Source organism: Pseudomonas sp. NPDC077649 (assembly GCF_044542855.1).
Lineage (GTDB): Bacteria > Pseudomonadota > Gammaproteobacteria > Pseudomonadales > Pseudomonadaceae > Aquipseudomonas.
Map to the genome: position 1 here is coordinate 176,071 of NZ_JBITVF010000008.1, position 22,056 is coordinate 198,126.

The following is a 22,056-nucleotide window of genomic DNA, read 5'->3' on the forward strand; positions in this document are numbered from 1 at the left end:
GCTGCTTCCCTAAGCGCGCCAGGCTTGGATTCGCGAAGCAGCGTGCTTCTCGACCTGGCTACAAGCTACTAACCCCCTCCCCGACTGCCAGCCCATCCAAGGGATGGAGCACGGCCGCTCACTTTCCTCACCGGACAGCTCAGGCCTCGCTGAGCAGGCCCAGGCTCTTGCCCTTGAGTACCGCCTGGGTGCGGCTGCGCACCCCCAGCTTGGAAAACAGGTTGTGCAGGTGCCACTTGATGGTGGCCTCCGACAGGTGCACCGCCTGGGCGATATCGCGGTTCGACAGGCCCGCCGCCACCAGCCGCAGGATCTCCCGCTCGCGATGACTAACATCCTGATTTTCCTCGAAACTTTCCGGATCTATGGCCATTCGCCGACATTGCTCGCGGAGCAGTTCGGCGAGCCCCTGCCAGGCCGCGGCGCGCTTGGGTTCGGCGCTGCTCCAGGCGTCCCAGAGCGGCAGCAGCCACAGCGCATCGTCCTGGAACAGGCGGCGGTAGCCGCACTGCCAGGCCTCCTCCAGCGTCGCGCGGAACAAGGCGAAGGCTTTTTCGCTGTTACCTTTGCGCCAGTACGCCACAGAAAGTAACAGGGCCAGACGCAGCCGGCGGTCGCGCTGGTGCTCGGCGCCCTGCTTGGCCAGGCAGGCTTCCAGACTGGCCTGGGCTTTTTCCACCCGGCGCTCGGCCAGGGCCAGACGCGCCTGGCTCAGGGCCAGGGCGGTATGGGCATCGCCATAGCGTTCGATGGGCAGCGCCGCCAGGTGCCGCTCCAGCTGCAGGTAGATGCGCTGCGCCTCGTTGGGCCGGCGCAGCCACAGCAGGAACTGCACCTTGCAGCCCATGCCCAAGGCGAATACCCGCTCGTAGCCCGGGCCCTGCAGGCCGGCCAGCCACTCGTCGAGCTCGGCCAGCCCCTGCTCGGCCTCGCCGGCGAAGAACCGCGCGCGCGCCATCACCAGCTTGCCGCGGCTGATCAGCTCCACCGGCGTGGCCACGTCGCGCCAGGTGGTGGCCAGCGGCAGCTCGGCGAGAATGGCGCCATGCCGATCCTGTTCGTAGAGCAGGTCGGCGTAGGCCAGACCCAGCGGCCCGCCGACCCGACTGCGCCGGCCGAACACCTGCTCGACCCGCGCCCGCGCGGTTTCCGCCAGGGCGCGACCGCGCTCCAGCTCGCCGTATTCCTTGCAGATCAGCGCCTCGATCAGGCTGGCCATCACGTGCAGGTATTCGCTCTCGCACTGGCGCAGGTTCTCCCGCGCCACGGCGATGGCCTTGGCCGCTTCGCCGAATTCGCCGAGCAGGGCGAACGCCGCGGCCTGCACGCAGGCCAGGCTGGCGCGGAACACCGGCTGGTTCTGCGGCACCAGGGCCAGCCAGTGCCCGGCCACCTTGAGGCAGGCTTCCAGCTTGTCCTGGTACAGCAGCACCAGCGCCTTGAGCACCTGCGCCGCCGCCAGCAGCTCGATAAGGCCGAAGTGCATGCCCTTGCCGCGCCCCTGGGTCAGGCGCGTGCTGACCTCTTCGATCAGTGCCTCGGATTCGGCGAACTTCTGCTCGAAGGCCAGCTGCCAGGCATAGAAGATCTGGAACACCGGCTGCTCGCCGATCACCACCGGCGGCACGTCCTTGAGGATGGCGAGGATGCCGTACACCCGGTTGCCGGCGATCAGCCGCGCGCCCTGGCGCTCCAGCAGTTCGGCGGCGAATGCGTAGTCGCGGGCGCGCAGGGCGTACTTGATCGACTTGTCGGCCAGGTCGCGGCCCTCGCACCAGCGTGCCGCGGCGTGCAGCAGGTGGGCCGGATCGCCGCGCTTGGCCAGGCGGCCCTGGAGGAATTCGGCGAACAGGTGGTGATAGCGGAACCACTCGCCCTGCTCGTCCAGCGGGATCACGAACAGTTGCTCGCCCTGCAGCCGACGCAACATGTCGCGGCCGTCGCGGCGGCCGGTCAGGGCGTTGCACAGCTCGGCGTTGAATTCGTCGAGCACCGAGGTCTGATCGAGAAACAGCTGCAGCGCCTCGGGCAGGCTGGCCACCACGTCCTCGGCCAGGTAGTCGGCGATATCGCGTTCGGCGCCGGACAGCCCGGCGAGAAAGGCGGCGCGATCCTGCTGGCGCGGCAAGGCCAGCGCGGCCAGGTGCAGGGCGGTGATCCAGCCCTCGGTACGCGCATAGAGCTGGTTGAGCTCGCCCTCCTCCAGCGCCAGCTGCTTGATTTCGCGGAAGTAGGCGGCGGTCTCGGCGCGGCTCAGGCGCAGGTCCTCGGCCTTGAGCCAGAAGGCCCAGGCGCCGAGCGACGGCGGCTCGTCGAGAAAACGCGGCTGGTAGCGCGTGCTGACCACCAGGTGCACGTGCCTGGGCAGGCGCTCGACCAGGTAGCGCGCCCCCTGGCCGAGGGACGGATGGCGGATGCGGTGGAAGTCGTCGAGCATCAGGTAGAGCGCGTGCGGCAGGCCCTTGAGGTCGTCGATGAAGGCGTCGATCACCGCCTCCAGCGGCCAGCTGATGTCGCCCTGCAGCAGCGCCGAGGCGCTGCTGCCGAACCCCGGGCAGGCCAGTTCGATGGAGGCGATCAGGTACTGCAGAAAACGCGGCGGCTCGCTGTCGGCCTCGTCGCACGACAGCCAGGCGACGCGCGCGCCCTGCGCCTGCAAACGCCGTCGCAACTGGCTGAGCACCGTGCTCTTGCCGAAGCCGGCCGGCGCGCTGAGGAGCAACAGGCGTTGTTCGCGCGCCGCCAGCAGACGCTCGAGCAGCGCCGAGCGCTCCAGCAGCGGTGCGCCTTCGCCGTGGGCGGGATAGAGCTTGGTGCGCAGCAGGGGAAACGCCTGCAGGCGGGGCTGGTTTTGACTGGTCATGATTCGAGTAGGCTCAGCTCACGGGCGCGACGGATGGCTTGGGTGCGATTACGCACCTTGAGCTTTTCGTAGATGTTGTGCAGGTGCCATTTGACGGTCCCCAGGGCCAGCGACAGCTGCTGGCCGATCTCGTCGTTGGACAGGCCCTTGGCGGCCAGGCAGACCACTTCGCGCTCGCGCTCGGTCAGCCCCTCCTCCAGCACGTCCAGGGCCTGGCGCGACTCCTGCCCCGGCCAAATCGCCAGCAGGCTGCGGATGAACCCCTGCAGCGCCGGCTGGCGCTCGGCGGCTTCCAGCTGCTGCAACAGCAGGCGAATGGCCTCGCCTTCCTCGACGAACAGGCTGCGCGCCTCTTCCCGCTCGGCACCGATCAGGCATTGCACCAGCAGGCTCTGCGCCCGTTCCTGATAGCCCAGGCGCTGGTAACTGAGCGCCGCCAGCAGGTCCAGGCGCAGCCGCTGCAGGCCGTGCCAGCCGCTCTGCAGCTGGCTGCGCAGCTGGGTGATCTCGTGCAGCGCCTCGCTGTAATGGCCGCGCGCCTGTTGCAGGCGAATGCGGGTCAGGCCCAGCACCCAGAGCACCGGGTTGAAGCTGCGCTGCTTGTAGTGCGCCGCCAGCTTGTGCCAGTCCACCGCCTTCAAGCGCTGCTCGGCGCGCTTGCTGCGGTCGGCCGCCGGCTCCTGCAGGATCAGGGCGATCTCCTCGCCCACCGCCTGCACGTAGAAGCGCCAGGAATGGTTGCGCGCCGCCAGGTTCTGCATCAGCACCAGGGTCGCGGCCGCCTCCTTGGGTGCGTCCTGCATGCGCTGCACCCGCGCCAGGCAGAGCATGGCCTGGGCGTAGAGATCGATGGGGTTGATCACGTCGACCGTGGCCAGAGCCCAGCGCAGACGCTCCTGCAGCCCGGCAAGCCGCCCCTGGCGGTAGGCGATCAGCGCCTCGGTGATGGTCGGTAGGGCCAGAGCGCGGGACTTCTCGCCGAACCAGGGCATCACCCGCGCACGCAGCTGCTCGAACAGCAGCTGCGCCTGCTTGATCCGCCCCTGCTCCAGGCACAGCAGGATTTCCACGTTGGCCAGCTGCATGTCCAGGTAGCGGCCTTCGAGAAAATGGTTGCGCTGCTGCGCCAGGGCCAGCAGACGGCGCGCCGGCTCGGCCTGACCGAGCATGACCTGGGCCAGAGCGCCGACCGTGAGGATCGCCACCTCGAGAAAGGCGGTGTGCTGGCCGAGCTGCGCCTCGATGCGCCGCGCCAGGCTCACGCAGGTGTCCAGGTCGTCCTTCTGCAGGGCGATCACCGCCTTGATCGCCAGGGTGGCCAGCAGCTTGTCGCTGAGCGGCCCGCTGCTGCGCGACTCGCCCCAGCGCTCGAGCAGCTCGTCGAGCATGCGGTTGGCTTCGCTCAGGCCGAGTTCGGCGGCGCGGGTCCAGACGTCGGCGAGCACCAGCACGGGAAAACGCCCGGCGATCTCGTCCGGCACGTGCTGGCGCCACTTGTAGATCAGGTTGAGCTGGCCGCGATTGATCAGCTCCAGGCCGCAGCCGTCAAGCAGCGCGGCGAGCATCTCGGCGTCCTCGGCCAGGCAGGCGTGCTCGATGGCCAGGTTCTGCATGTGGTGATTGGTGAACCACAGGCTGGCATTGAAATGCAGCTGCTTGAGGCGTTCGGGGTCGCGTTCCTTGAGACGGTTGCGGAGGAATTCGGCGAACAGGTTGTGGAAGCGGTACCACTGTCGCTCGCGATCCAGCGGCAGGAGAAACAGCTGCATGGCTTCCAGCTCCTCCAGCAGGCGCTGGCCGTCCTGTCGGCCGGTCAGCGCGTTGGCCAGATCGCCGCTGAGCTGCTGCGCCACGCCGAGGGCCAGCAACTGCTCCTGGCGCTCGAGCGGCAGTTGCTCGAACACCGAGCGCAGCAGGTAGTCGCCCACCGCGTGCTGCTCCGCGCCCAGCTCGGCCATGCGCGCGCCGGGCTGGGGCTGATGACGCAGCCACAGGCTGGCCAGGTGCACGCCGACCATCCAGCCCTCGGTGTGGCTGTACAGCGCGCGGAACGCCTCGGCATCGAGCTGCAGGCCGCTGCGTTCGAGGTAGCTGCGCGCCTCCTGCGGGTTGAGGCGCAGCTCCTCGCTGCCGATTTCCAGCAGCAGCCCCTTGGCGCGCAGCGTGGCCAGGTTCAGCTGCGGTTGCGAGCGGCTGCCGATGGCCAGGGTGAAGTTCGGCGGCGCCAGCTTGACCAGGCGATTGAGCGAGCCGAGCAGCTCGCCGTCCTGGATCAGGTGCAGATCGTCGAGCACCAGCAGCAGCGGCTCCTGGCGCTGCGCCAGATCGACCAGCAGGCTTTCCATGACGGCCTCGACCGGCACGCGCATGGTGTTGCGCAGGTAGCCCAGGGCGTCGTCGCCCAACCCGGGCAGCGCGCGGCCGAGGGCCTCGAGCAGTTGCTGGAAGAAGCGCACCGGCTCGTCGTCGCCAGGGCCGAGGGACAACCAGGCGATGCCGGCACCGGCGCTGCGGCGCTCGGCGGCGAACATCGCCAGGGCGGTGGTCTTGCCGAAGCCGGCGGGAGCGGAAAAGAGCACGAGGCGGGCATGCGGATGGGCTGAAAGCGCGGCTTCAACCTGGGGCCTTGCCAGATGGTCGGTGGAGGCCTGGGGCGGCGAGAGTTTCGAGCGCAGCAGGCTTCCAGCGGCTGGATCTATAACTTCATCCATGGCCTGGATCCCTTCGTTAATTATTGTTCTGGTACGGCGGTTCAACGTTCCGGCACGGCCTCATACTAATCAGCCGGCGGCTCCCGAGTAAACCCGGGCGCAAGCTCTAGGATGAATGTTAGCGGCAGACTACAATCGCCCCTTCAGCCCTCTCGACTGCCACGCATGCCTAGCTGCTCCCTGCACTCTCTGCCCTACCGGGCCGATCCCGCCGAGTATTTCCAGCGTATCCGTCAGGCTCCCGGCGCCGTGTTGCTGGATGCCGGCCGGCCGGGCGCCGAGCGTGGACGCTATGACCTTATGAGCGCCTGGCCATTGGCAGAGCTGGCGCCGGCTGCCGACGAATCGGCCAACGACTTCCTCGCCCGCCTGCGTGCCGCGTTGCAGAGCCTCGGCCCGGCCGAGGTGCCGGCCGGCAGCGCGCTGCCGTTCGTCGGCGGACTGATCGGCTACCTCGCCTACGACTTCGGCCGGCGCCTGGAGCGCCTGCCCGCGCACAGCCGCGACGACCTGGCCTTGGGCGATGCATGCTTCGGCCTGTACGGCTGGGCGCTGATCAGCGACCACCTGCTCGGCACCAGCCAGCTGCTGTTCCACCCGGCCCTGGCGCCGGCCGAACGCACGCGCCTGTGCCAGCTGTTCGCCACGCCGGCAGCCGACGCGGATGCGCACTTTCGCCTGCTGCAGCCGTTTCGCGCCGATCTCGACCAGGCCGCCTACCGCCGCGCCATCGAGCGCATCCAGGGCTATATCCTGGCCGGCGACTGCTACCAGGTGAACTTCGCCCAGCGCTTCCAGGCACCATGCGAAGGCGATCCCTGGGCCGCCTACCAGGCCCTGCGCCGGGCCTGCCCGACGCCCTTCGCCGGCTTCCAGCGCCTGGCCGACGGCAGCGCCATCCTCAGCCTGTCGCCGGAGCGCTTTCTCAAGGTCAGCGCCGGCCAGGTAGAAACTCGACCGATCAAGGGCACCCGCCCGCGCGGAGCGGATGCAGCGGACGACCAGGCGCAGGCGCAGGCGCTGCTGGCCAGCGGCAAGGACCGCGCGGAGAACCTGATGATCGTCGACCTGCTGCGCAACGATCTGGGGCGCAGCTGCCGCATCGGCTCGGTGCGGGTGCCGGAGCTGTTCGCCTTGGAGAGCTACCCCAACGTGCACCACCTGGTCAGCGCGGTGACCGGCGAGCTGGCGCCGGGTAAGGACGCCCTGGACCTGCTCGCCGGCAGCTTTCCCGGCGGCTCCATCACCGGCGCGCCGAAGATCCGCGCGATGCAGATCATCGACGAGCTGGAGCCGACCCGCCGCGGCCTGTACTGCGGCTCGCTGCTCTACCTGGACGTGCGCGGCGAGCTGGACAGCTCCATCGCCATCCGCAGCCTGCTGGTCAAGGACGGCCAGGTCAGTTGCTGGGGCGGCGGCGGCATAGTCGCCGACTCGGACTGGCAGGCCGAGTACCAGGAGTCCATCACCAAGGTGAAGGTGCTGCTGCAGACCCTGGAAAGCCTATGAGGCAGAAAGCACAAGGCCCGCAGCAGCGGGCCTTGTAGCATTGCGGCGAGCCTTACAGGCTCAGCTGGCGATTGGACGCCTTGAGGAACTCGCGCTTGAGGTCTGCATAGCTGTGCACGGCCGGAAACTGTGGGAACTCGCGGATCACGTTGTCCGGAGCATGGAACAGGATGCCGGCGTGGGCCTCGCTGAGCATGGTGGTGTCGTTGTACGAATCGCCGGCGGCGATCACCCGGTAGTACAGGCTCTTCAGCGCGATCACCGACTGGCGCTTGGGGTCCTTCTGACGCAGCTGGTAACTCACCACCCGATCGGTGTCGTCGGTAATCAGCTTGTGGCACAGCAGCGTGGGGAAGCCCAGCTGACGCATCAGCGGCTGGGAGAATTCGTAGAAGGTGTCGGAGAGGATCACCACCTGGAAGCGCTCGCGCAGCCAGTCGACGAACTCCACCGCGCCGTCCAGCGGCTTGAGGGTGGCGATCACTTCCTGGATGTCGCGCAGCTTCAGGCCGTGCTCGTCGAGGATGCGCAGGCGCTGCTGCATCAGCACGTCGTAGTCGGGAATGTCCCGGGTGGTCGCCTTGAGCGACTCGATGCCGGTTTTTTCCGCGAAGGCGATCCAGATCTCCGGGACCAGCACGCCTTCCAGGTCGAGACACGCGATTTCCACAGGCCACTCCTCGATTGAGCTTGAAAGAAGGCGGCACTCTAACGGCTCGCCAGAAGCCGCGCAACGCAGCCCTTATAGCCAAGTAATGCAGTAACAAGGGGTATTGGTTATTTAGACGCATAACCGGCTTTTGCTACCATCGCCGCCAGAGCGCCCAGCGCCACCCCGATCAATAAGGAAGCCCGCCTGATGAGCCACCCCTTCGACGTCGCCGAACTGGCCGCGACCTACGCCAGCAAATCCCCCCAGGACATCCTCAAGCTCGCCTTCGAGCACTTTGGCGACGAGCTCTGGCTGTCCTTCAGCGGCGCCGAGGACGTGGTGCTGGTGGACATGGCCTGGAAGCTGAACAAGAACGTCAAGGTGTTCAGCCTCGACACCGGTCGCCTGCACCCGGAAACCTACCGCTTCATCGAGCAGGTGCGCGAACACTACGGCATCGCCATCGAGGTGCTCAGCCCCGACGCCGCCGCGCTCGAAGCGCTGGTCAAGGCCAAGGGCCTGTTCAGCTTCTACAAGGACGGTCACGAGGAATGCTGCGGCGTGCGCAAGATCGCCCCGCTCAAGCGCAAGCTGGCCACGGTCAAGGCCTGGGCCACCGGCCAGCGCCGCGACCAGAGCCCCGGCACGCGCAGCCAGGTCGCCGTGCTGGAACTGGACCAGGCCTTCTCCACCGCACAGCACAGCCTATACAAGTTCAACCCGCTGGCGCAGATGAGCAGCGAAGAGGTCTGGGCCTATATCCGCATGCTGGAGATCCCCTACAACCCGCTGCACGAGCGCGGTTTCATCAGCATCGGCTGCGAGCCCTGCACCCGCCCGGTACTGCCCAACCAGCACGAGCGCGAGGGCCGCTGGTGGTGGGAGGAAGCCACGCAGAAGGAATGCGGCCTGCACGCCGGCAACCTGATCGCCAAACACTGAGCAGAAAAAAGCCCGCGCGACGCGGGCTTTTTCATGGGCGACGCCGGCCTTCAGTAAGTCGGCAACTCGACGCCGTGGAACAGCTCTTCGAGCTCCGACTTGTTGTGGCACTGCACCGCCTTGGCCAGCACCTCGCGGGTCAGGTGCGGGGCGAACTTCTCGATGAAATCGCACATGAAACCGCGCAGGAAGGTGCCGCGACGGAAGCCGATCTTGGTCACGCTGGCCTCGAACAGGTCGCTGGCATCGAGCACCACCAGGTCTGGGTCGAGCTTGGCGTCCACCGCCATCCGGGCCACGATGCCGACGCCCAGGCCCAGGCGCACATAGGTCTTGATCACGTCGGCGTCGGCGGCGGTGAACACCACCTTGGGCGTCAGGCCGCGATGGCTGAAGGCTTCGTCCAGCTTGGAACGGCCGGTGAAGCCGAACACGTAGGTGACGATGGAATGCTCGGCCAGCGCCTCCAGGGTGAGCTTGGGCAGCTTGGTCAGCGGATGCCCCTGCGGCACCACCACGCAGCGGTTCCAGCGGTAGCAGGGCATCATGATCAGGTCGTTGAACAGCTCCAGGCCTTCGGTGGCGATGGCGAAATCCACCGTGCCATCGGCGGCCATTTCGGCGATCTGCATCGGCGTGCCCTGGTGCATGTGCAGGGCGACGTCCGGGTACTGCTTGATGAAGGCGCTGATCACCGGCGGCAAGGCGTAGCGCGCCTGGGTGTGGGTGGTGGCGATGGACAGGGTGCCCTTCTTCTCGTTGGAGAACTCCTGGGCGATCTGCTTGATGCTCTCGACCTTGCGCAGGATCTCGCCGGCGGTGGTGATGATGCGTTCGCCGGCCGGGGTGACGCGCGTCAGGTGCTTGCCGCTGCGTGCGAAAACCTCCACGCCCAGCTCGTCCTCGAGCAGGCGGATCTGCTTGCTGATCCCCGGCTGCGAGGTGTACAGGCTCTGTGCGGTCGCCGATACGTTGAGGTCGTGGTGCGCGACTTCCCAGATGTAGCGCAGTTGCTGAAGCTTCATATGTTTCCCTCAAAGCTGGTAGGCCGGCCCGTGGCCGCCGAGGCCTTATATAACCATATTATTGGTTTAAACCAACAATCTAGACCATTTATTCGGATTCGCCTCCTAGAGTTCGCCATGTCCGCGATGTTGCAGCATCGGCACCAGGTACACCGGCGCCTCCGACAGCTGCACCACCCGCGCCGCCGTGCGCCCCAGCGGCACGGCTAGATCGGCGCCGTGGCTGTGACTGCCTACGACCAGCAGATCCACCCCGAGTTTCTGCGCCTCCGCGAGAATCACCGCCGGCGGGTCGCCCTGCAGCACGCGCACTGCGCGGATCAGCTGCAGGTCCTGCTGGCCCTCGCCCAGCTCGTCGCGAAACCCCTCCAGCACACGCTGCTCGATGCTCGCCATCACCGTGCTCAGGCCGTTGCGGCGCAACTCGCCGAGGGTGTCTTCGTCCAGGTAGGTTTGCAGCACGGATTCGGCGAACAGGCCCATGGGCTCCACCGCGTGCACCACGTAGAGATCGGCGTTGAAACTGCGGGTCAACGCCAGGGCATGCTGCAACACATAGGAGGCATAGAGGCCGAGATCGGTGGCGTAGAGTATCGAGCGGATCACGCGGCCTCCTTGACTGCTGGCCCAGGCCCTTGATTGAGCTTAGCAGCGCATCAGGCAAAGCAAGATCGGAGGCGCTATTTAGGACGAATGGCTATATAGCGACGAGCCGCTCAGGGTTGCAGCTCGTTGCTCACCCCGTGCGGCACATGCCCGGTCGCCACCACCTGACGGGCCTTCTCGCAATGGCCGGTCTGGTCGTCGAAGAACACGTCGGCGGCGAAGGCTTCGAGCACCGCCGACTTGTCCAGGCCGCCGAGGAAGAAGGATTCGTCGAGGCGGATGTTCCACTCGCGCAGGGTGCGGATCACCCGTTCGTGGGCCGGCGCCGAGCGCGCGGTGACCAGCGCGGTGCGGATCGGACAATCCGCCTCGGGGAACTCCTGCTGCAGGCTGTGCAGCGCCGCCAGAAACGGCTTGAACGGCCCGCCCGGCAGCGCCTGCCGCGCCGCCTCGCGCTCGTGGCTCTGGAAGGCGTGCAAACCGCCACTCTGGTAAACCCGTTCGGAGTCATCGGAAAACAGCACCGCATCACCGTCGAAGGCGATGCGCAGCTCGTTGTTGTTCGCCCGCCGGGTACCGCCGGAAAGCAGGGTTGCCGCGCCAAAGCCGGCTTTCAATGCATTGCGCACGTCATCGGCATGGGTCGACAGGAACAGGTGGCAGCCGAAGGCCGCCAGGTAGGGATCGGGACTGCGGCCGCCGACGAAAGCCGCGCGGGAGATGCCCAGGCCGTAATGCTGGATCGAGTTGAAGGCGCGCAGGCCGGTGTCGGCGCTGTTGCGCGAGACCAGAATCACCTCGACGCGCTGCTCGCTGAGGCGCTGGTTGAGCCCCAGCAGCTTTTCCACCAGGGGAAAGGCATCGCCCGGCATCAACACCTCGTCTTCGTGTTCGATCTGGTAGCGGCGGTAGGCTTCCACCCCGTCGCTCTCGTAGATCTGGTGGCTCTCGCTCAAGTCGAACAAGGCCCGCGAGGAAATCGCCAGCACCAGCTTGTCGCCCAATCCCTTGCCCATGGCCTAGGCCTCCCGACGCGCCTGAATGAAGCTGAGCGCCTGATACAGCGCGCGGACCCTGGGCATGTCGCAACCGACCGCCGCCGCGGCCGCCAGCGGCGCCTCGTAGATGGCATGCAGTTCGGCCGGCCGCCCCTGGGCGAAGTCGTGGTACATGCTCGGCAGATAATCGGGCATCCGTTCGGTGGCCGCCAGCAGCTTGTCGGCGTAGTTGTCCGGCATGCCGTGGCCGAGTGCCTGAGCGGCCTGCACCACTTCCAGCATCAGGTCGCGAATCAGCGCGCGGCTGTCGGGGTTGCCCATCAGCTGGCGGGTGTCGGCATCGAGCAGCACCGACAGGCCGTTGTAGGGCACGTTCCACACCAGCTTCTGCCAGCGTGTCTGGGCCAGGTTGGGCATGGCCGCGGAATCCAGCCCGGCGCCGCGGAACATGCCCGCCCCCTCCTCGGCCAGCGCCAGGCGCGCCTCGCCCTGCGCCGCCGGCCCGGAGTGATAGGCCAGGTTGATCGCGCCCAGCGCCTGGTGCTCGATCGCCCCGGGACCGCTGCGGTGCACGCAGATGTAGCAGAGCCCGCCGAGCAAATGCAGGTCGTCTGCCAGCAGCGGACGCAGCTCGTCCTCCACCGCCAGGCCGTTCTGCAGCAGCACCACCTTGGCGCCGGGCGCCGCCGCCTGGGCGATCAGCGGCGCCAGCTCGGCGTTGGCGGTGGTCTTGGCACCGACCAGTAGCCAGTCGCAGGGCGGCATGTCGCCGGCATTGCGATAGGCCTGCACCGGCGCCAGCTGCAGGGCGCCATGCAGCGCGCTGTTGAGCTGCAGGCCGCGCTCGGCCACCGCGGCATATTCGCTGCGCAGGAGGAAATGCACGTCGTAGCCGGCGCGCGCCAGCAGCAGGCCATAAAAGCCGCCGATGGCACCGGTGCCGATGATGCCGATGCGCGGCGCGGGGGATTGAGACATCAGGGAAGCTCCTCAGCCGGGCGACGCAGCGCTTCGCCCATGGCGGCAACAAGATCGGTGGGGGTCAGGCGCGCCTGCAGCGCGCCAAAGAACTGACCGTCGCGGATCAGAAACAGCGCCGGCAGGTGAAACACCTCGTAGCGCGTCACCAGACCGGCGTTGTGCCCGGCGTCGACCCAGCACAGGCGCGCCACCGGCAAGGGCATGGCCGGCAGCACCCGACGCGCCCAGCGGCAACTGGCACAGCCCGTGCTTGTGAACAGGAGTAGCGAGGTGCCGGGCAGATCGAGCAGGCGGCGGTCCGCATCCAGATCGGTCAGTTCCAATTGCGTCGCTATACTGAAATCACTGATATCAGTTTGCCTGCATTCGAGGTCGGTGCTCATGCGTAAGTTTCTGCGTCATCCAAGCGACATGCCGGTGGAACTGGTATTGCGCAGACAGGCCTGCATTCCGCGGCAACGGCTGAACAATATCAGCCTCGGCGGGGTGGCGTGCAACTCGACGCGCGGCTTTCGCCGCGGCACCTCGGTGGAACTGCGCATTCCCCTGTTCGGCGAACAGGCGCGCTACCCCGGTGTGGTCGCCTGGTGTCGCCGCCAGGCTGAAGACTATCTGGTGGGCATCGCCTTCCTCGACGAGGACACCCTGTTCCGTGCGCGCATGGTCGAGCAGGTGTGCCAAATCCAGCATTACCGCCAGCAACTGGAGCAGGAGACGGGCCAGCCCATGGCCATCGAACACTGCGCCCGCGAATGGATCGCCAAGCACGCCGCGCAATTTCCCTATCTGGCCTGATGCGCCCCCTCTATAGGCCTCATTGAACCTACCGCCCATTGTCGCGAAGCCCCTTACGCGCTAAGGTTCGGCCTCCCCCTGCGCCAACTAGCTGTGCACCGCCACAGGGGATCGCTGGCGGCCGGCACCCGTGACCTGACGACCTGACCCGATGAATAGCACGATGGCTGATTTACCGATCGACGACCTCAACGTCGCCTCCAACGAAACCCTGATCACCCCCGATCAGCTGAAACGCGAGATTCCCCTGACCGATGCCGCGCTGAAGACCGTGGCCCACGGTCGCCAGGTGGTGCGCGACATCCTCGACGGCAAGGATCATCGCCTCTTCGTGGTGGTCGGCCCCTGCTCGATTCACGACATCAAGGCCGCCCACGAATACGCCGAGCGCCTCAAGGTGCTGGCCGCCGAGCTGTCCGACAGCCTGTTCCTGGTCATGCGCGTGTACTTCGAGAAGCCGCGCACCACGGTCGGCTGGAAAGGCCTGATCAACGATCCCTACCTGGACGACTCGTTCAAGATTCAGGATGGCCTGCACATCGGTCGCCAGCTGCTGCGCGACCTGGCCGAGATGGGCCTGCCCACCGCCACCGAGGCGCTCGACCCGATTTCCCCGCAGTACCTGCAGGACCTGATCAGCTGGTCGGCCATCGGCGCGCGCACCACCGAATCCCAGACCCACCGCGAAATGGCCTCGGGCCTGTCGTCCGCGGTCGGCTTCAAGAACGGCACCGACGGCGGCCTGACCGTGGCGATCAACGCCCTGCAGTCGGTGTCCAGCCCGCACCGCTTCCTCGGCATCAACCAGGAAGGCGGCGTCTCCATCGTCACCACCAAGGGCAACGCCTACGGCCATGTGGTGCTGCGCGGCGGCAACGGCAAGCCCAACTACGACTCGGTCAGCGTTGCCATTTGTGAGCAGGAACTGACCAAAGCCGGCATCCGCCCGAACATCATGGTCGACTGCAGCCACGCCAATTCCAACAAGGACCCGGCGCTGCAACCGCTGGTGATGGAAAACGTCGCCAATCAGATTCTCGAAGGCAACAACTCCATCGTCGGCCTGATGGTCGAGAGCCACCTGGGCTGGGGCAACCAGTCGATTCCCAAGGATCTCTGCGACCTCAAGTACGGCGTGTCCATCACCGATGCCTGCATCGACTGGGACACCACCGAGAAGAGCCTGCGCAGCATGCACGCCAAGCTCAAGGACGTGCTGCCCAAGCGTCAACGCGGCTGATTCGGCAGCAGCGCAAAGGAAAACGCCGGGCGATGCCCGGCGTTTTCGTATCCGCGTTCGGCCTCAGCCGGCCTGGTGGCGCGACCGACGTTCCATATAACGCTCGACGTAGGAACAGGACGGAATCACCGTGTAGCCCTTGCCCTCGGCGTAGCGCAGGGCGTGCTCGGTGAGCGCCGCGGCGATGCCGCGACCGCGCAGGGCGTTGGGGACGAAGGTGCGATAGATGTCCAGGGTCTGCTTACCGAGGTCCATATAGGCCAAGTAGGCACGATCACCGTCAACGGACGTCACGAACTGGTGACCCGCCTGATCGTGGTGAATGGACAACCCCTCGCTCATCTTCACTCCTCTAGCCGCGAGCCTGTCGCGGCACATCCGTATTTCATACCTACGCTTTACCGAAAGCGCAAATCCCCGCGCCTCGTCTCGTCGGCGCGAGCCGACAGCTTATCAGGCCAAAGACCGCCCAGTCATGCGCAATCACAGGCTCAAGACCGCGATGCACAGCAGCACGGCCAGCACCGGGATCAGTACGGTGATGACGAAGATATCCTTGTAGGCCTGTTTGTGGGTCAGGCCCATGATCATCAGCATGGCGATCACCGCCCCGCAGTGCGGCAGCGAATCCAGGCCACCGGCGGCGATATTGGCGATACGGTGCAGCACCTCAGGCTCCACGCCCATTTCCAGATAACGCGGCGCTAGGGTCTGCATGAAGATCTGCAGGCCGCCGGAGGATGAGCCGACGATGCCGGACACCACGCTGACCGAGGCGAATACCGAGAGCAGCGGCGGCAGGTCCACCGCCAGTATCCATTGCGCGAACTGGGCGAAACCCGCGGTCTGCGTCACCACGCCGCCGAAGCCGATCACCGCCGCGGTATTGAGCAGCGGCATGATCGCGTCGTCGGCGCCCTGCCCCAGCACACCCAGGGTGTTGCGACGCAAGGTTGGGAACATCAGCACCGCCACTCCGGTGGCCAGCACCAGCGCCAGGCTCGGCCAGAGAATCGGTTGCGCCTGGCTGAACGCCAGCAGCCCGCCCAGGGCGCCCTCGCCGGGCGCGCCCGCGCCGGACAAGGCCAGCAGACGCGGCAGCAGGATGATGCCCAGCACCACGACGATCGGCACCAGCGCCATGCCCCAGTGCGGCCCGGTTCCCGGCGTGCCGGCCAGTTGCTCCATGCGCGCATCCTGGGCGTTGGCCTCGAAGCCCTCGCCCCGCTCGCGCGCCAGGCCCCACTCGCGCTGCAGATAGGCCATGCCCAGGCCGATCATCAGCAGGCTGGCGAACACGCCGATCCAGGCCCCGGCGAACAGATCGGTGCCCAGGGCACTGGCGGCGATCACGTTATGGATCGACGGCGAACCCGGCAAGGCAGTCATGGTGAAGGTGCCCGCGCCCAGGGCCGTCGCCGCGCAGAACAGGCGCTTGGGCAGGTTGGCCTCGCGCATCAGGGTGATGCCCAGCGGGTACATGGTGAAGATCACCACGAACACCACCACGCCGCCGTAGGTCAGCACCGCGCAGACCAGCATGGCCACCCACAGGGTGCGCTGGGTACCGAGGCCGCGAGTGATCGCCTGGGCGATGCTGCCGGCGGCCTGGCTGGCGGCCATGACCTTGCCGAAGATGGCGCCGCAGAGAAACAGCACGAAGAACTTGCCGGCGAAGGTGAATGCGCCCAGCGGGCCGAACGGAAAGTGCTCGAGCAAGGCCTTGGGCACGGCCAAGCCGTTGCTCAAGGCCACCAGCATGGCGCAGACCAGCGCCGCAATGAAAATGTTCACCCCACGCAGCGCCATGTAGATAAGCAACGCCAAGCCCAGCAACAAACCCAAGTTACCCAACATCTTCGTCCCCGCCCTTATTGTTGTAGTCCTTGCGCGACAGTTATAACAGCTTGGCCGCGAGTACGTCCTAACAGCATCGGAGTTGGCTATTTTTTATCCAAAGAGCATAGCCACTGACCTGAAAACGACTCACCCAGTAAAAAAACACGCAACTCTTGCTCGCCCTCCGTTTACTTACTAAAAGTAATAGGTAGTATGTAGGCCGGCTAATTTCCCGCAGTTGGGGAATTGCTTTTATGGAAAACTCCACCTCAAGGGGAACACGATGAACAACGTTCTGAAATTCTCTGCTCTGGCTCTGGCCGCAGTTCTGGCTACCGGTTGCAGCAGCATGTCCAAAGAAACCGAAGCTCGTCTGACTGCTACCGAAGACGCAGCTGCCCGCGCTCAAGCCCGTGCCGACGAAGCCTACCGCAAGGCCGATGAAGCTCTGGCTGCCGCTCAGAAGGCTCAGCAGACCGCTGACGAAGCCAACGAGCGCGCTCTGCGCATGCTGGAAAAAGCCAGCCGCAAGTAATAGGCGACCGGCTTATAGAAAGCCGACCCAGGCAACTGGGTCGGCTTTTTTATTGGCCGCTGCACGCACACTACCAGCAATAAAAAGCCCGCCGGCACATGTGCGGGCGGGCTGTTCGGCACAGATCGCGTTAGAACGGGTTAGCGCTGCTCGCCACCACGTTGTCGCCCTGGGCGGCGATCGGCACCGGCAGGCCGTCTTCCGAAGCCACCACTTCGCGGACCATCTCCCAGTCCAGGCGCAGGCCGCTGAGTTCCTCGCGCTTGAGCAGGGTATTGATCACCGCCGTGTGCTTGTCGACGACCGAGGGCGCGCCTTCGTCGTCCAGCGGCGCATGGGCCTCCAGATAGACCTTGCCGCCACTCACACCGAACTTGTACGGCTCGTTGAGGATGCGCACCGGCGTCCCCACCGGCGCCATGTCCGCCAGCTCCAGTACGTTGTGGTTGAGCATGCGGAAGCAGCCATGGCTGACGCGCATGCCGATGCCGAACTTCTTGTTCGAGCCGTGGATCAGGTAGCCGGGGAACGACAGCCCCATCTTGTACGGCCCCAGCGGGTTGTCCGGCCCCGGCGGCACCACGGTGGGCAGAATATCGCCTTCGGCGGCATGCTCCTCGCGGATCGACTTGGGCGGATACCAGGCCGGGTTCGGCGTCTTCGCGGTGATGCGTCCGGTGCCCAGCGGCGAGCCCCAGCCCTCGCGGCCAATGCCGAGGGGGAAGGTATGCACCACGTTCTGGCCTTTCGGGTAGTAGTACAGGCGGTACTCGGCCAGGTTGATCACTATGCCTTCGCGCGGGCCCGGCGGCAGGACGTAGCGCGTCGGCAGGACGATCTCGGTGCCCTCGCCCGGCAGCCAGGGGTCGACCCCGGGGTTGGCGGCGACCATTTCCAGGTAGCCCAGGTCGTGGGTGGTTCCCAGATCGGCGAAGGTATCCTCGTACTTGGCCTTGATCACCTGCACCTGACCGACCACGTCTTCGCCGGGCGGCGGCAGGGGAAGTTCGAGCGCCTGCACCGCGGCGCTGGTGCACAGCGCCATGAGGGTCAGGCAACGGTTGACCGCAGAGAATCGCGACAACATCCGGGAATCCTTGATGGGTTGACTAGAAGTGCAGCGATTGTACACCGCCGTTCGAGCCCAGGGCAGCCGTCAGCCATCCGCCCAGTTCGAGTACAGCCCCTGGCGCTGGGCCTCGAACGTGGCCAGGCAGGCCGGACACAGGCGCCGGTCGCGCAGCAAGGGTTTGTCCAGTGCCCGCCAGCGCGGCTGCGCCGGCAGCAAACCGCCGCACAGGGTACGGTCGGCATGGCCGCCCAGGCGCAACTGACGGGCGACCAGGTGCAGGCGCACCTCGCGGCAGGCGAACAGATCCAGCTGCTCGTCCGGCTCGATCAGTTGATAGGCATACAGGGACCAGGCGAGACGCGGCATCTGGGGCTCCATGGCGGGCCGGCCACATTAGCCGAAAGGCTTGGGGCGGAAAAGTCTCAGAGCAGCGGTTTCAGCGCCGGCCAGACGTTATCGAGCAGCAGCGGCTGCGCCGCCGCGGTGGGGTGAATGCCGTCGGCCTGCATCATCGCCGGCACGCCGCCAACGCCTTCGAGGAAGAACGGCACCAGCGGCACCTGCTTGTCCTGCGCCAGGTCGGCGAACACCTGGGCGAAGGCCTGGGTGTAGCGGGCGCCGTAGTTGGGCGGCAAACGCATGCCGAGCAGCAGCACGCGCGCCCCGGCGACCTGGGACTGCTCGATCATCGATGCAAGATTCTGTTGCAATTGCGCAGGCGGCTGGCCACGCAGGCCATCGTTGCCGCCCAGCTCGATGATCACAAGCGTGGGCTGGTGCTCGGCAAGCAGCGCAGACAGCCGTGCGGCGCCGCCTGCGCTGGTATCGCCGCTGATCGAAGCGTTGACCACCCTGTGGTCGAAACCCTCCTCCTGCAGGCGTTGTTCCAGCAGCGCGACCCAGCCCTGGCGGCTATCCAGGCCAAAAGCCGCGCTGATACTATCGCCGACCACAAGCAGGGTGCCTGCAACCGCCCCCTGGGCCCAGAACAGCAGGGCCAAGGCACCACTCAGCCACCATGCACGCATTGGAATCTCCATGACTTCGAGCATTCTCGCTGCGCGGAACCTTAGCAAAGTGGTCGAGAGCGCGGAAGGCGAGCTGACCATCCTCCACGACCTCGACCTGAACCTGGCCAAGGGCGACAGCCTGGCCATAGTCGGCAGCTCCGGCTCGGGCAAATCCACCCTGCTCGGCCTGCTCGCCGGGCTCGACCTGCCCAGCGGCGGCACCGTGCTGCTGGCCGGCAAGGACCTCGGCGAACTCGACGAAGACCAGCGCGCACGGCTGCGCGCCGAGCATGTCGGCTTCGTCTTCCAGTCCTTCCAGTTGCTCGACAGCCTCAACGCGCTGGAGAACGTCATGCTGCCGCTGGAGCTCGAAGGCCATGGCGACGCCCGCCAGCGCGCCCGCGCCCTGCTCGAGCGGGTCGGTCTGGGCCAGCGCCTGTCGCACTACCCACGCCAGCTGTCCGGCGGCGAGCAGCAGCGGGTGGCCATCGCCCGCGCCTTCGCCGCCGAGCCGGACGTACTGTTCGCCGACGAGCCCACCGGCAACCTCGACAGCCACACCGGCGAGCGCATCAGCGACCTGTTGTTCGAGCTCAACCAGGAGCGCGGTACCACCCTGGTGCTGGTCACCCACGACGAACGCCTGGCCCATCGCTGCCAACGCCTGATCCGTCTGGAGGCCGGCCACCTGATCGACCGCGTGGAACCCTGATGAACCGCGTACCGCTTACTCGCCTGCTGGCACTGGCCACCCGCCAGTTGCTGCGCGACGCCCGCGCCGGCGAGCTGCGCGTGCTGTTCTTCGCCCTGCTGGTGGCGGTGGCCGCCAGCAGCGCCATCGGCTACTTCAGCGCGCGGCTGAACGACGCCATGCTGCTGCGCGCCAGCGAATTTCTCGCCGCCGACCTGCGCCTGAGCGGCAGCACACAGGCCAAACCCGAACAGATCGAGGCCGGCACCCGCCTGGGCCTGGATCACGCGCAGATAGTCGAATTCTCCAGCGTGGTCGCCGCCGGCGACGGCATCCAGCTGGCCAGCGTCAAGGCCGCCAGCGATGCCTACCCGCTGCGTGGTGAACTGAAAAGCGCCGCCGCCCCCTATCAGCCGGAAGAGCCCGGCGCGGGTCCGGCGCCCGGCGAAGCCTGGGCCGAGACGCGTCTGCTGGCCGCCCTGGGCCTGCAGATCGGCGACGAGATCGAGATCGGCGCCAAGCGCCTGCGCCTGACCCGCGTGCTGACCTACGATCCGGACGGCGCCGGCGACTTCTACAGCCTGACCCCGCGGGTGCTGATGCATCTGGACGATCTGGCTGCCACCGAGGTGGTGCAACCGGGTAGCCGCGTGCGCTTTCGCGAGCTGTGGCGCGGCCATGCCGAGGTGCTGGCCGCCTACCGTCAGGCGGTGCAGACCAGCCTCGAACCCAACCAGCGCCTGGAGGATGCTCGCGATGGCAATCGCCAGGTCGGCAGTGCGCTGGGCCGTGCCGAGCGCTACCTGAATCTGGCCAGCCTGGCCGCCGTGCTGCTCGCCGGGGTGGCCGTGGCACTGTCGGCGGCGCGCTTTGCCGCCCGCCGTTTCGACGCCAGCGCGCTGCTGCGTTGCCTGGGCCTGTCGCGCCGTGAAGCGCTGACGCTGTTTGCCCTGCAGCTGGCGCTGCTCGGCCTGCTCGCCTGCCTGCTGGGCGCCCTGCTCGGCTGGCTCGGCCAGCACGTCTTGTTTCACCTGTTGCGCGGGCTGATCCCCGACGACCTGCCGCCGGCCGGCGTCTGGCCGGCCCTGGCCGGCATGGCCACCGGCCTGGTGGCGCTGGCCGGCTTCGCCCTGCCGCCGCTGGCCGCGCTCGGCCGTGTGCCGCCGCTGCGGGTGTTGCGCCGCGACCTGCTGCCGGTGCCGGCCAGCTCCTGGCTGGTGTACGGCGCGGCGCTGCTGGCGCTCGGCCTGATCATGTGGCGCCTGAGCCTGGATCTGCGCCTGACCCTGGCGCTGCTCGGCGGCGGCCTGCTCGCCGCCCTGCTGCTCGGCGGCCTGCTGCTGCTCGGCCTGCAGAGCCTGCGTCGTCTGCTGCAACGCGCCGCCCTGCCCTGGCGCCTGGGCCTCGGCCAACTGCTGCGCCATCCGCTGGCCGCCGCTGGCCAGTCGCTGGCCTTCGGCCTGATCCTGCTGGCCATGGCGCTGATCGCCCTGCTGCGCGGCGAACTGCTCGACACCTGGCAGGACCAGTTGCCGGAAGACGCACCCAACCACTTCGCCCTCAACGTGCTGCCGGCCGAGCGTGACGCCTTCGCCGCGCGCCTGGCCGAACTCTCGCCGCATCCGGCGCCGCTCTACCCGGTGGTGCCGGGCCGCCTGGTGACGATCAACGACGAGCCGGTGCGTCAGCTGGTGAGCAAGGAGAGCCGCGGCGAACGGGCGATCCAGCGCGACCTCAGCCTGACCTGGGCCGAACAGTTGCCCGCGGACAACCAGATCACCAGCGGCCGCTGGTGGGGCGCGGCGCATGCCAGCGAACTGCCGGGGGTGTCGGTGGAAGCCGAACTGGCCGAGAGCCTGCAACTCGAGCTGGGCGACCGCCTGCGTTTCAACGTTGGCGGCATCGAACGCGAGGCGCAGGTCAGCAGCCTGCGCGAGGTGGACTGGGACAGCTTCCAGCCCAACTTCTACATGATCTTCGAGCCACAGACCCTGCAGGACCTGCCCGCCACCTACCTGACCAGCTTCTACCTGCCGCCGGGTCAGGACGCCGAGCTGGTGACGCTCAGCCGCGCCTTCCCCAGCGTCACCCTGCTGCAGGTCGACGCGCTCTTGGCGCAGCTGCGCAGCATCCTCGCCCAGGTCACCCTGGCCATCGAGTACGTGCTGCTGTTCGTCCTCGCCGCCGGCATCACCGTGCTGCTCGCCGGGTTGCAGGCGACGCTCGACGAACGCATCCGCCAGGGCGCCCTGCTGCGCGCCCTGGGCGCCGAACGCCAGCTGCTGGTCAGCGCCCGGCGCGCCGAATTCGGCCTGCTCGGCGCCGCCGCCGGCCTGCTCGCCGCGCTGGGCTGCGAACTGGTGAGCTTCCTGCTGTATCGCTATGCCTTCGACATGAGCTGGCAACCGCACCCCTGGCTGCTGCTGTTGCCGCTGATCGGCGCCCTGCTGGTGGGCACCGCCGGCGTGCTCGGCACCCGCCGCGCGCTCAATGCCAGCCCGCTAAGCGTGCTGCGCGAGGGTTGATCAACCTGAGGGGGATCGGAGCCCGCACGGTGGATCGGTGAAGCGTGATCCACCCTACGCCT

20 protein-coding genes are annotated in these 22,056 nt (G+C 67.1%); 7 read left to right on the forward strand and 13 right to left on the reverse strand.

Translation table 11 applies throughout. The features are described from left to right. Window positions 1-139 precede the first annotated feature (139 nt). Both ACIGFL_RS21415 and ACIGFL_RS21420 read right to left on the reverse strand, forming a co-directional pair. The gene (locus ACIGFL_RS21415; RefSeq protein ID WP_397498489.1) at window positions 140-2,863 is read right to left on the reverse strand and encodes a LuxR C-terminal-related transcriptional regulator; all 2,724 of its coding nucleotides are present in this window, start codon (window positions 2,861-2,863) and stop codon (window positions 140-142) included. Then, window positions 2,860-5,574, reverse strand: a complete 2,715-nt coding sequence (locus tag ACIGFL_RS21420; RefSeq protein ID WP_397498490.1) for a LuxR C-terminal-related transcriptional regulator — start codon at window positions 5,572-5,574, stop codon at window positions 2,860-2,862. Before ACIGFL_RS21420 ends, ACIGFL_RS21415 begins: the two co-directional genes overlap by 4 nt. A 165-nt stretch (window positions 5,575-5,739) precedes the next feature. Between ACIGFL_RS21420 and pabB the strand changes: the two genes are divergently transcribed. Next, window positions 5,740-7,083: an aminodeoxychorismate synthase component I gene (pabB, locus tag ACIGFL_RS21425; RefSeq protein WP_397498491.1), complete on the forward strand. Its 1,344-nt coding sequence runs from the start codon at window positions 5,740-5,742 to the stop codon at window positions 7,081-7,083. 52 nt (window positions 7,084-7,135) lie between these two features. On the opposite strand, the gene thrH is transcribed toward pabB, so the two are convergent. Beyond that, a complete protein-coding gene (gene thrH / locus ACIGFL_RS21430) occupies window positions 7,136-7,753 on the reverse strand; it encodes a bifunctional phosphoserine phosphatase/homoserine phosphotransferase ThrH (RefSeq protein ID WP_021445802.1) in 618 nt (205 codons plus the stop codon). Between the two features lie 189 nt (window positions 7,754-7,942). Here thrH and ACIGFL_RS21435 point away from each other — a divergent pair, with 189 nt between their 5' ends. Next, window positions 7,943-8,677 carry a phosphoadenylyl-sulfate reductase gene (locus tag ACIGFL_RS21435; RefSeq protein ID WP_021445801.1) on the forward strand — a complete coding sequence of 245 codons (735 nt, stop codon included), beginning with the start codon at window positions 7,943-7,945 and terminating at the stop codon, window positions 8,675-8,677. A 50-nt stretch (window positions 8,678-8,727) separates the two neighbouring features. Here ACIGFL_RS21435 and cysB read toward each other — a convergent pair whose 3' ends face one another. From cysB to ACIGFL_RS21460, 5 genes are all read right to left on the reverse strand, one after another. After that, a complete protein-coding gene (gene cysB / locus ACIGFL_RS21440; RefSeq protein WP_021445800.1) occupies window positions 8,728-9,702 on the reverse strand; it encodes an HTH-type transcriptional regulator CysB in 975 nt (324 codons plus the stop codon). A gap of 105 nt (window positions 9,703-9,807) precedes the next feature. Beyond that, the gene (locus ACIGFL_RS21445; RefSeq protein WP_021445799.1) at window positions 9,808-10,308 is read right to left on the reverse strand and encodes a universal stress protein; all 501 of its coding nucleotides are present in this window, start codon (window positions 10,306-10,308) and stop codon (window positions 9,808-9,810) included. 110 nt (window positions 10,309-10,418) lie between these two features. After that, entirely contained in the window at window positions 10,419-11,324 is a 906-nt protein-coding gene (locus ACIGFL_RS21450) for a 5'-nucleotidase (protein ID WP_397498492.1), read from the reverse strand. A 3-nt stretch (window positions 11,325-11,327) separates the two neighbouring features. After that, window positions 11,328-12,284, reverse strand: coding sequence for a putative 2-dehydropantoate 2-reductase (locus ACIGFL_RS21455; protein WP_397498493.1), 957 nt, complete (start codon window positions 12,282-12,284; stop codon window positions 11,328-11,330). Beyond that, window positions 12,284-12,670 carry a thioredoxin gene (locus tag ACIGFL_RS21460; RefSeq protein WP_397498494.1) on the reverse strand — a complete coding sequence of 129 codons (387 nt, stop codon included), beginning with the start codon at window positions 12,668-12,670 and terminating at the stop codon, window positions 12,284-12,286. Before ACIGFL_RS21460 ends, ACIGFL_RS21455 begins: the two co-directional genes overlap by 1 nt. Between ACIGFL_RS21460 and ACIGFL_RS21465 the strand changes: the two genes are divergently transcribed. Then, window positions 12,669-13,082, forward strand: coding sequence for a PilZ domain-containing protein (locus tag ACIGFL_RS21465; protein WP_021445795.1), 414 nt, complete (start codon window positions 12,669-12,671; stop codon window positions 13,080-13,082). The two genes, ACIGFL_RS21460 and ACIGFL_RS21465, sit on opposite strands and share 2 nt — an antisense overlap. 163 nt (window positions 13,083-13,245) lie before the next feature. Continuing rightward, window positions 13,246-14,322: a 3-deoxy-7-phosphoheptulonate synthase gene (locus ACIGFL_RS21470; RefSeq protein WP_021445794.1), complete on the forward strand. Its 1,077-nt coding sequence runs from the start codon at window positions 13,246-13,248 to the stop codon at window positions 14,320-14,322. Window positions 14,323-14,385: 63 nt separating this feature from the next. On the opposite strand, the gene ACIGFL_RS21475 is transcribed toward ACIGFL_RS21470, so the two are convergent. Then, a complete protein-coding gene (locus ACIGFL_RS21475) occupies window positions 14,386-14,664 on the reverse strand; it encodes a GNAT family N-acetyltransferase (RefSeq protein WP_021445793.1) in 279 nt (92 codons plus the stop codon). 141 nt (window positions 14,665-14,805) lie between these two features. Continuing rightward, window positions 14,806-16,179, reverse strand: coding sequence for a GntP family permease (locus ACIGFL_RS21480; RefSeq protein ID WP_397498495.1), 1,374 nt, complete (start codon window positions 16,177-16,179; stop codon window positions 14,806-14,808). Window positions 16,180-16,444: 265 nt separating this feature from the next. Here ACIGFL_RS21480 and oprI point away from each other — a divergent pair, with 265 nt between their 5' ends. After that, complete coding sequence (oprI, locus tag ACIGFL_RS21485) at window positions 16,445-16,696, forward strand: outer membrane lipoprotei OprI (RefSeq protein WP_003239826.1); 252 nt, start codon at window positions 16,445-16,447, stop codon at window positions 16,694-16,696. A gap of 130 nt (window positions 16,697-16,826) precedes the next feature. Here oprI and ACIGFL_RS21490 read toward each other — a convergent pair whose 3' ends face one another. From ACIGFL_RS21490 to ACIGFL_RS21500, 3 genes are all read right to left on the reverse strand, one after another. Continuing rightward, entirely contained in the window at window positions 16,827-17,783 is a 957-nt protein-coding gene (locus ACIGFL_RS21490) for a L,D-transpeptidase family protein (RefSeq protein WP_021445791.1), read from the reverse strand. Between the two features lie 69 nt (window positions 17,784-17,852). Then, window positions 17,853-18,134, reverse strand: a complete 282-nt coding sequence (locus ACIGFL_RS21495; RefSeq protein ID WP_021445790.1) for a hypothetical protein — start codon at window positions 18,132-18,134, stop codon at window positions 17,853-17,855. A gap of 56 nt (window positions 18,135-18,190) precedes the next feature. Then, a complete protein-coding gene (locus ACIGFL_RS21500; RefSeq protein ID WP_397498496.1) occupies window positions 18,191-18,796 on the reverse strand; it encodes an arylesterase in 606 nt (201 codons plus the stop codon). 10 nt (window positions 18,797-18,806) lie between these two features. Here ACIGFL_RS21500 and ACIGFL_RS21505 point away from each other — a divergent pair, with 10 nt between their 5' ends. Continuing rightward, a complete protein-coding gene (locus ACIGFL_RS21505; protein WP_122109752.1) occupies window positions 18,807-19,490 on the forward strand; it encodes an ABC transporter ATP-binding protein in 684 nt (227 codons plus the stop codon). Continuing rightward, on the forward strand, window positions 19,490-21,994 hold the full coding sequence (locus ACIGFL_RS21510; protein ID WP_397498497.1) for an ABC transporter permease: 2,505 nt from the start codon (window positions 19,490-19,492) through the stop codon (window positions 21,992-21,994). The genes ACIGFL_RS21505 and ACIGFL_RS21510 overlap by 1 nt, the downstream gene beginning before the upstream one ends. The last annotated feature ends 62 nt before the right edge of the window (window positions 21,995-22,056 follow it).

What these genes read in the sequence shown, in the direction of transcription:
- ACIGFL_RS21415 (WP_397498489.1), bottom strand. Translation starts at nt 2,863, where the DNA reads ATGACCAGTCAAAACCAGCCCCGCCTGCAGGCGTTTCCCCTGCTGCGC.
- ACIGFL_RS21420 (WP_397498490.1), bottom strand. Translation starts at nt 5,574, where the DNA reads ATGGATGAAGTTATAGATCCAGCCGCTGGAAGCCTGCTGCGCTCGAAA.
- pabB (WP_397498491.1), top strand. Translation starts at nt 5,740, where the DNA reads ATGCCTAGCTGCTCCCTGCACTCTCTGCCCTACCGGGCCGATCCCGCC.
- ACIGFL_RS21435 (WP_021445801.1), top strand. Translation starts at nt 7,943, where the DNA reads ATGAGCCACCCCTTCGACGTCGCCGAACTGGCCGCGACCTACGCCAGC.
- cysB (WP_021445800.1), bottom strand. Translation starts at nt 9,702, where the DNA reads ATGAAGCTTCAGCAACTGCGCTACATCTGGGAAGTCGCGCACCACGAC.
- ACIGFL_RS21450 (WP_397498492.1), bottom strand. Translation starts at nt 11,324, where the DNA reads ATGGGCAAGGGATTGGGCGACAAGCTGGTGCTGGCGATTTCCTCGCGG.
- ACIGFL_RS21455 (WP_397498493.1), bottom strand. Translation starts at nt 12,284, where the DNA reads ATGTCTCAATCCCCCGCGCCGCGCATCGGCATCATCGGCACCGGTGCC.
- ACIGFL_RS21465 (WP_021445795.1), top strand. Translation starts at nt 12,669, where the DNA reads ATGCGTAAGTTTCTGCGTCATCCAAGCGACATGCCGGTGGAACTGGTA.
- ACIGFL_RS21460 (WP_397498494.1), bottom strand. Translation starts at nt 12,670, where the DNA reads ATGAGCACCGACCTCGAATGCAGGCAAACTGATATCAGTGATTTCAGT.
- ACIGFL_RS21470 (WP_021445794.1), top strand. Translation starts at nt 13,246, where the DNA reads ATGGCTGATTTACCGATCGACGACCTCAACGTCGCCTCCAACGAAACC.
- ACIGFL_RS21475 (WP_021445793.1), bottom strand. Translation starts at nt 14,664, where the DNA reads ATGAGCGAGGGGTTGTCCATTCACCACGATCAGGCGGGTCACCAGTTC.
- ACIGFL_RS21480 (WP_397498495.1), bottom strand. Translation starts at nt 16,179, where the DNA reads ATGTTGGGTAACTTGGGTTTGTTGCTGGGCTTGGCGTTGCTTATCTAC.
- oprI (WP_003239826.1), top strand. Translation starts at nt 16,445, where the DNA reads ATGAACAACGTTCTGAAATTCTCTGCTCTGGCTCTGGCCGCAGTTCTG.
- ACIGFL_RS21490 (WP_021445791.1), bottom strand. Translation starts at nt 17,783, where the DNA reads ATGTTGTCGCGATTCTCTGCGGTCAACCGTTGCCTGACCCTCATGGCG.
- ACIGFL_RS21495 (WP_021445790.1), bottom strand. Translation starts at nt 18,134, where the DNA reads ATGCCGCGTCTCGCCTGGTCCCTGTATGCCTATCAACTGATCGAGCCG.
- ACIGFL_RS21500 (WP_397498496.1), bottom strand. Translation starts at nt 18,796, where the DNA reads ATGCGTGCATGGTGGCTGAGTGGTGCCTTGGCCCTGCTGTTCTGGGCC.
- ACIGFL_RS21505 (WP_122109752.1), top strand. Translation starts at nt 18,807, where the DNA reads ATGACTTCGAGCATTCTCGCTGCGCGGAACCTTAGCAAAGTGGTCGAG.
- ACIGFL_RS21510 (WP_397498497.1), top strand. Translation starts at nt 19,490, where the DNA reads ATGAACCGCGTACCGCTTACTCGCCTGCTGGCACTGGCCACCCGCCAG.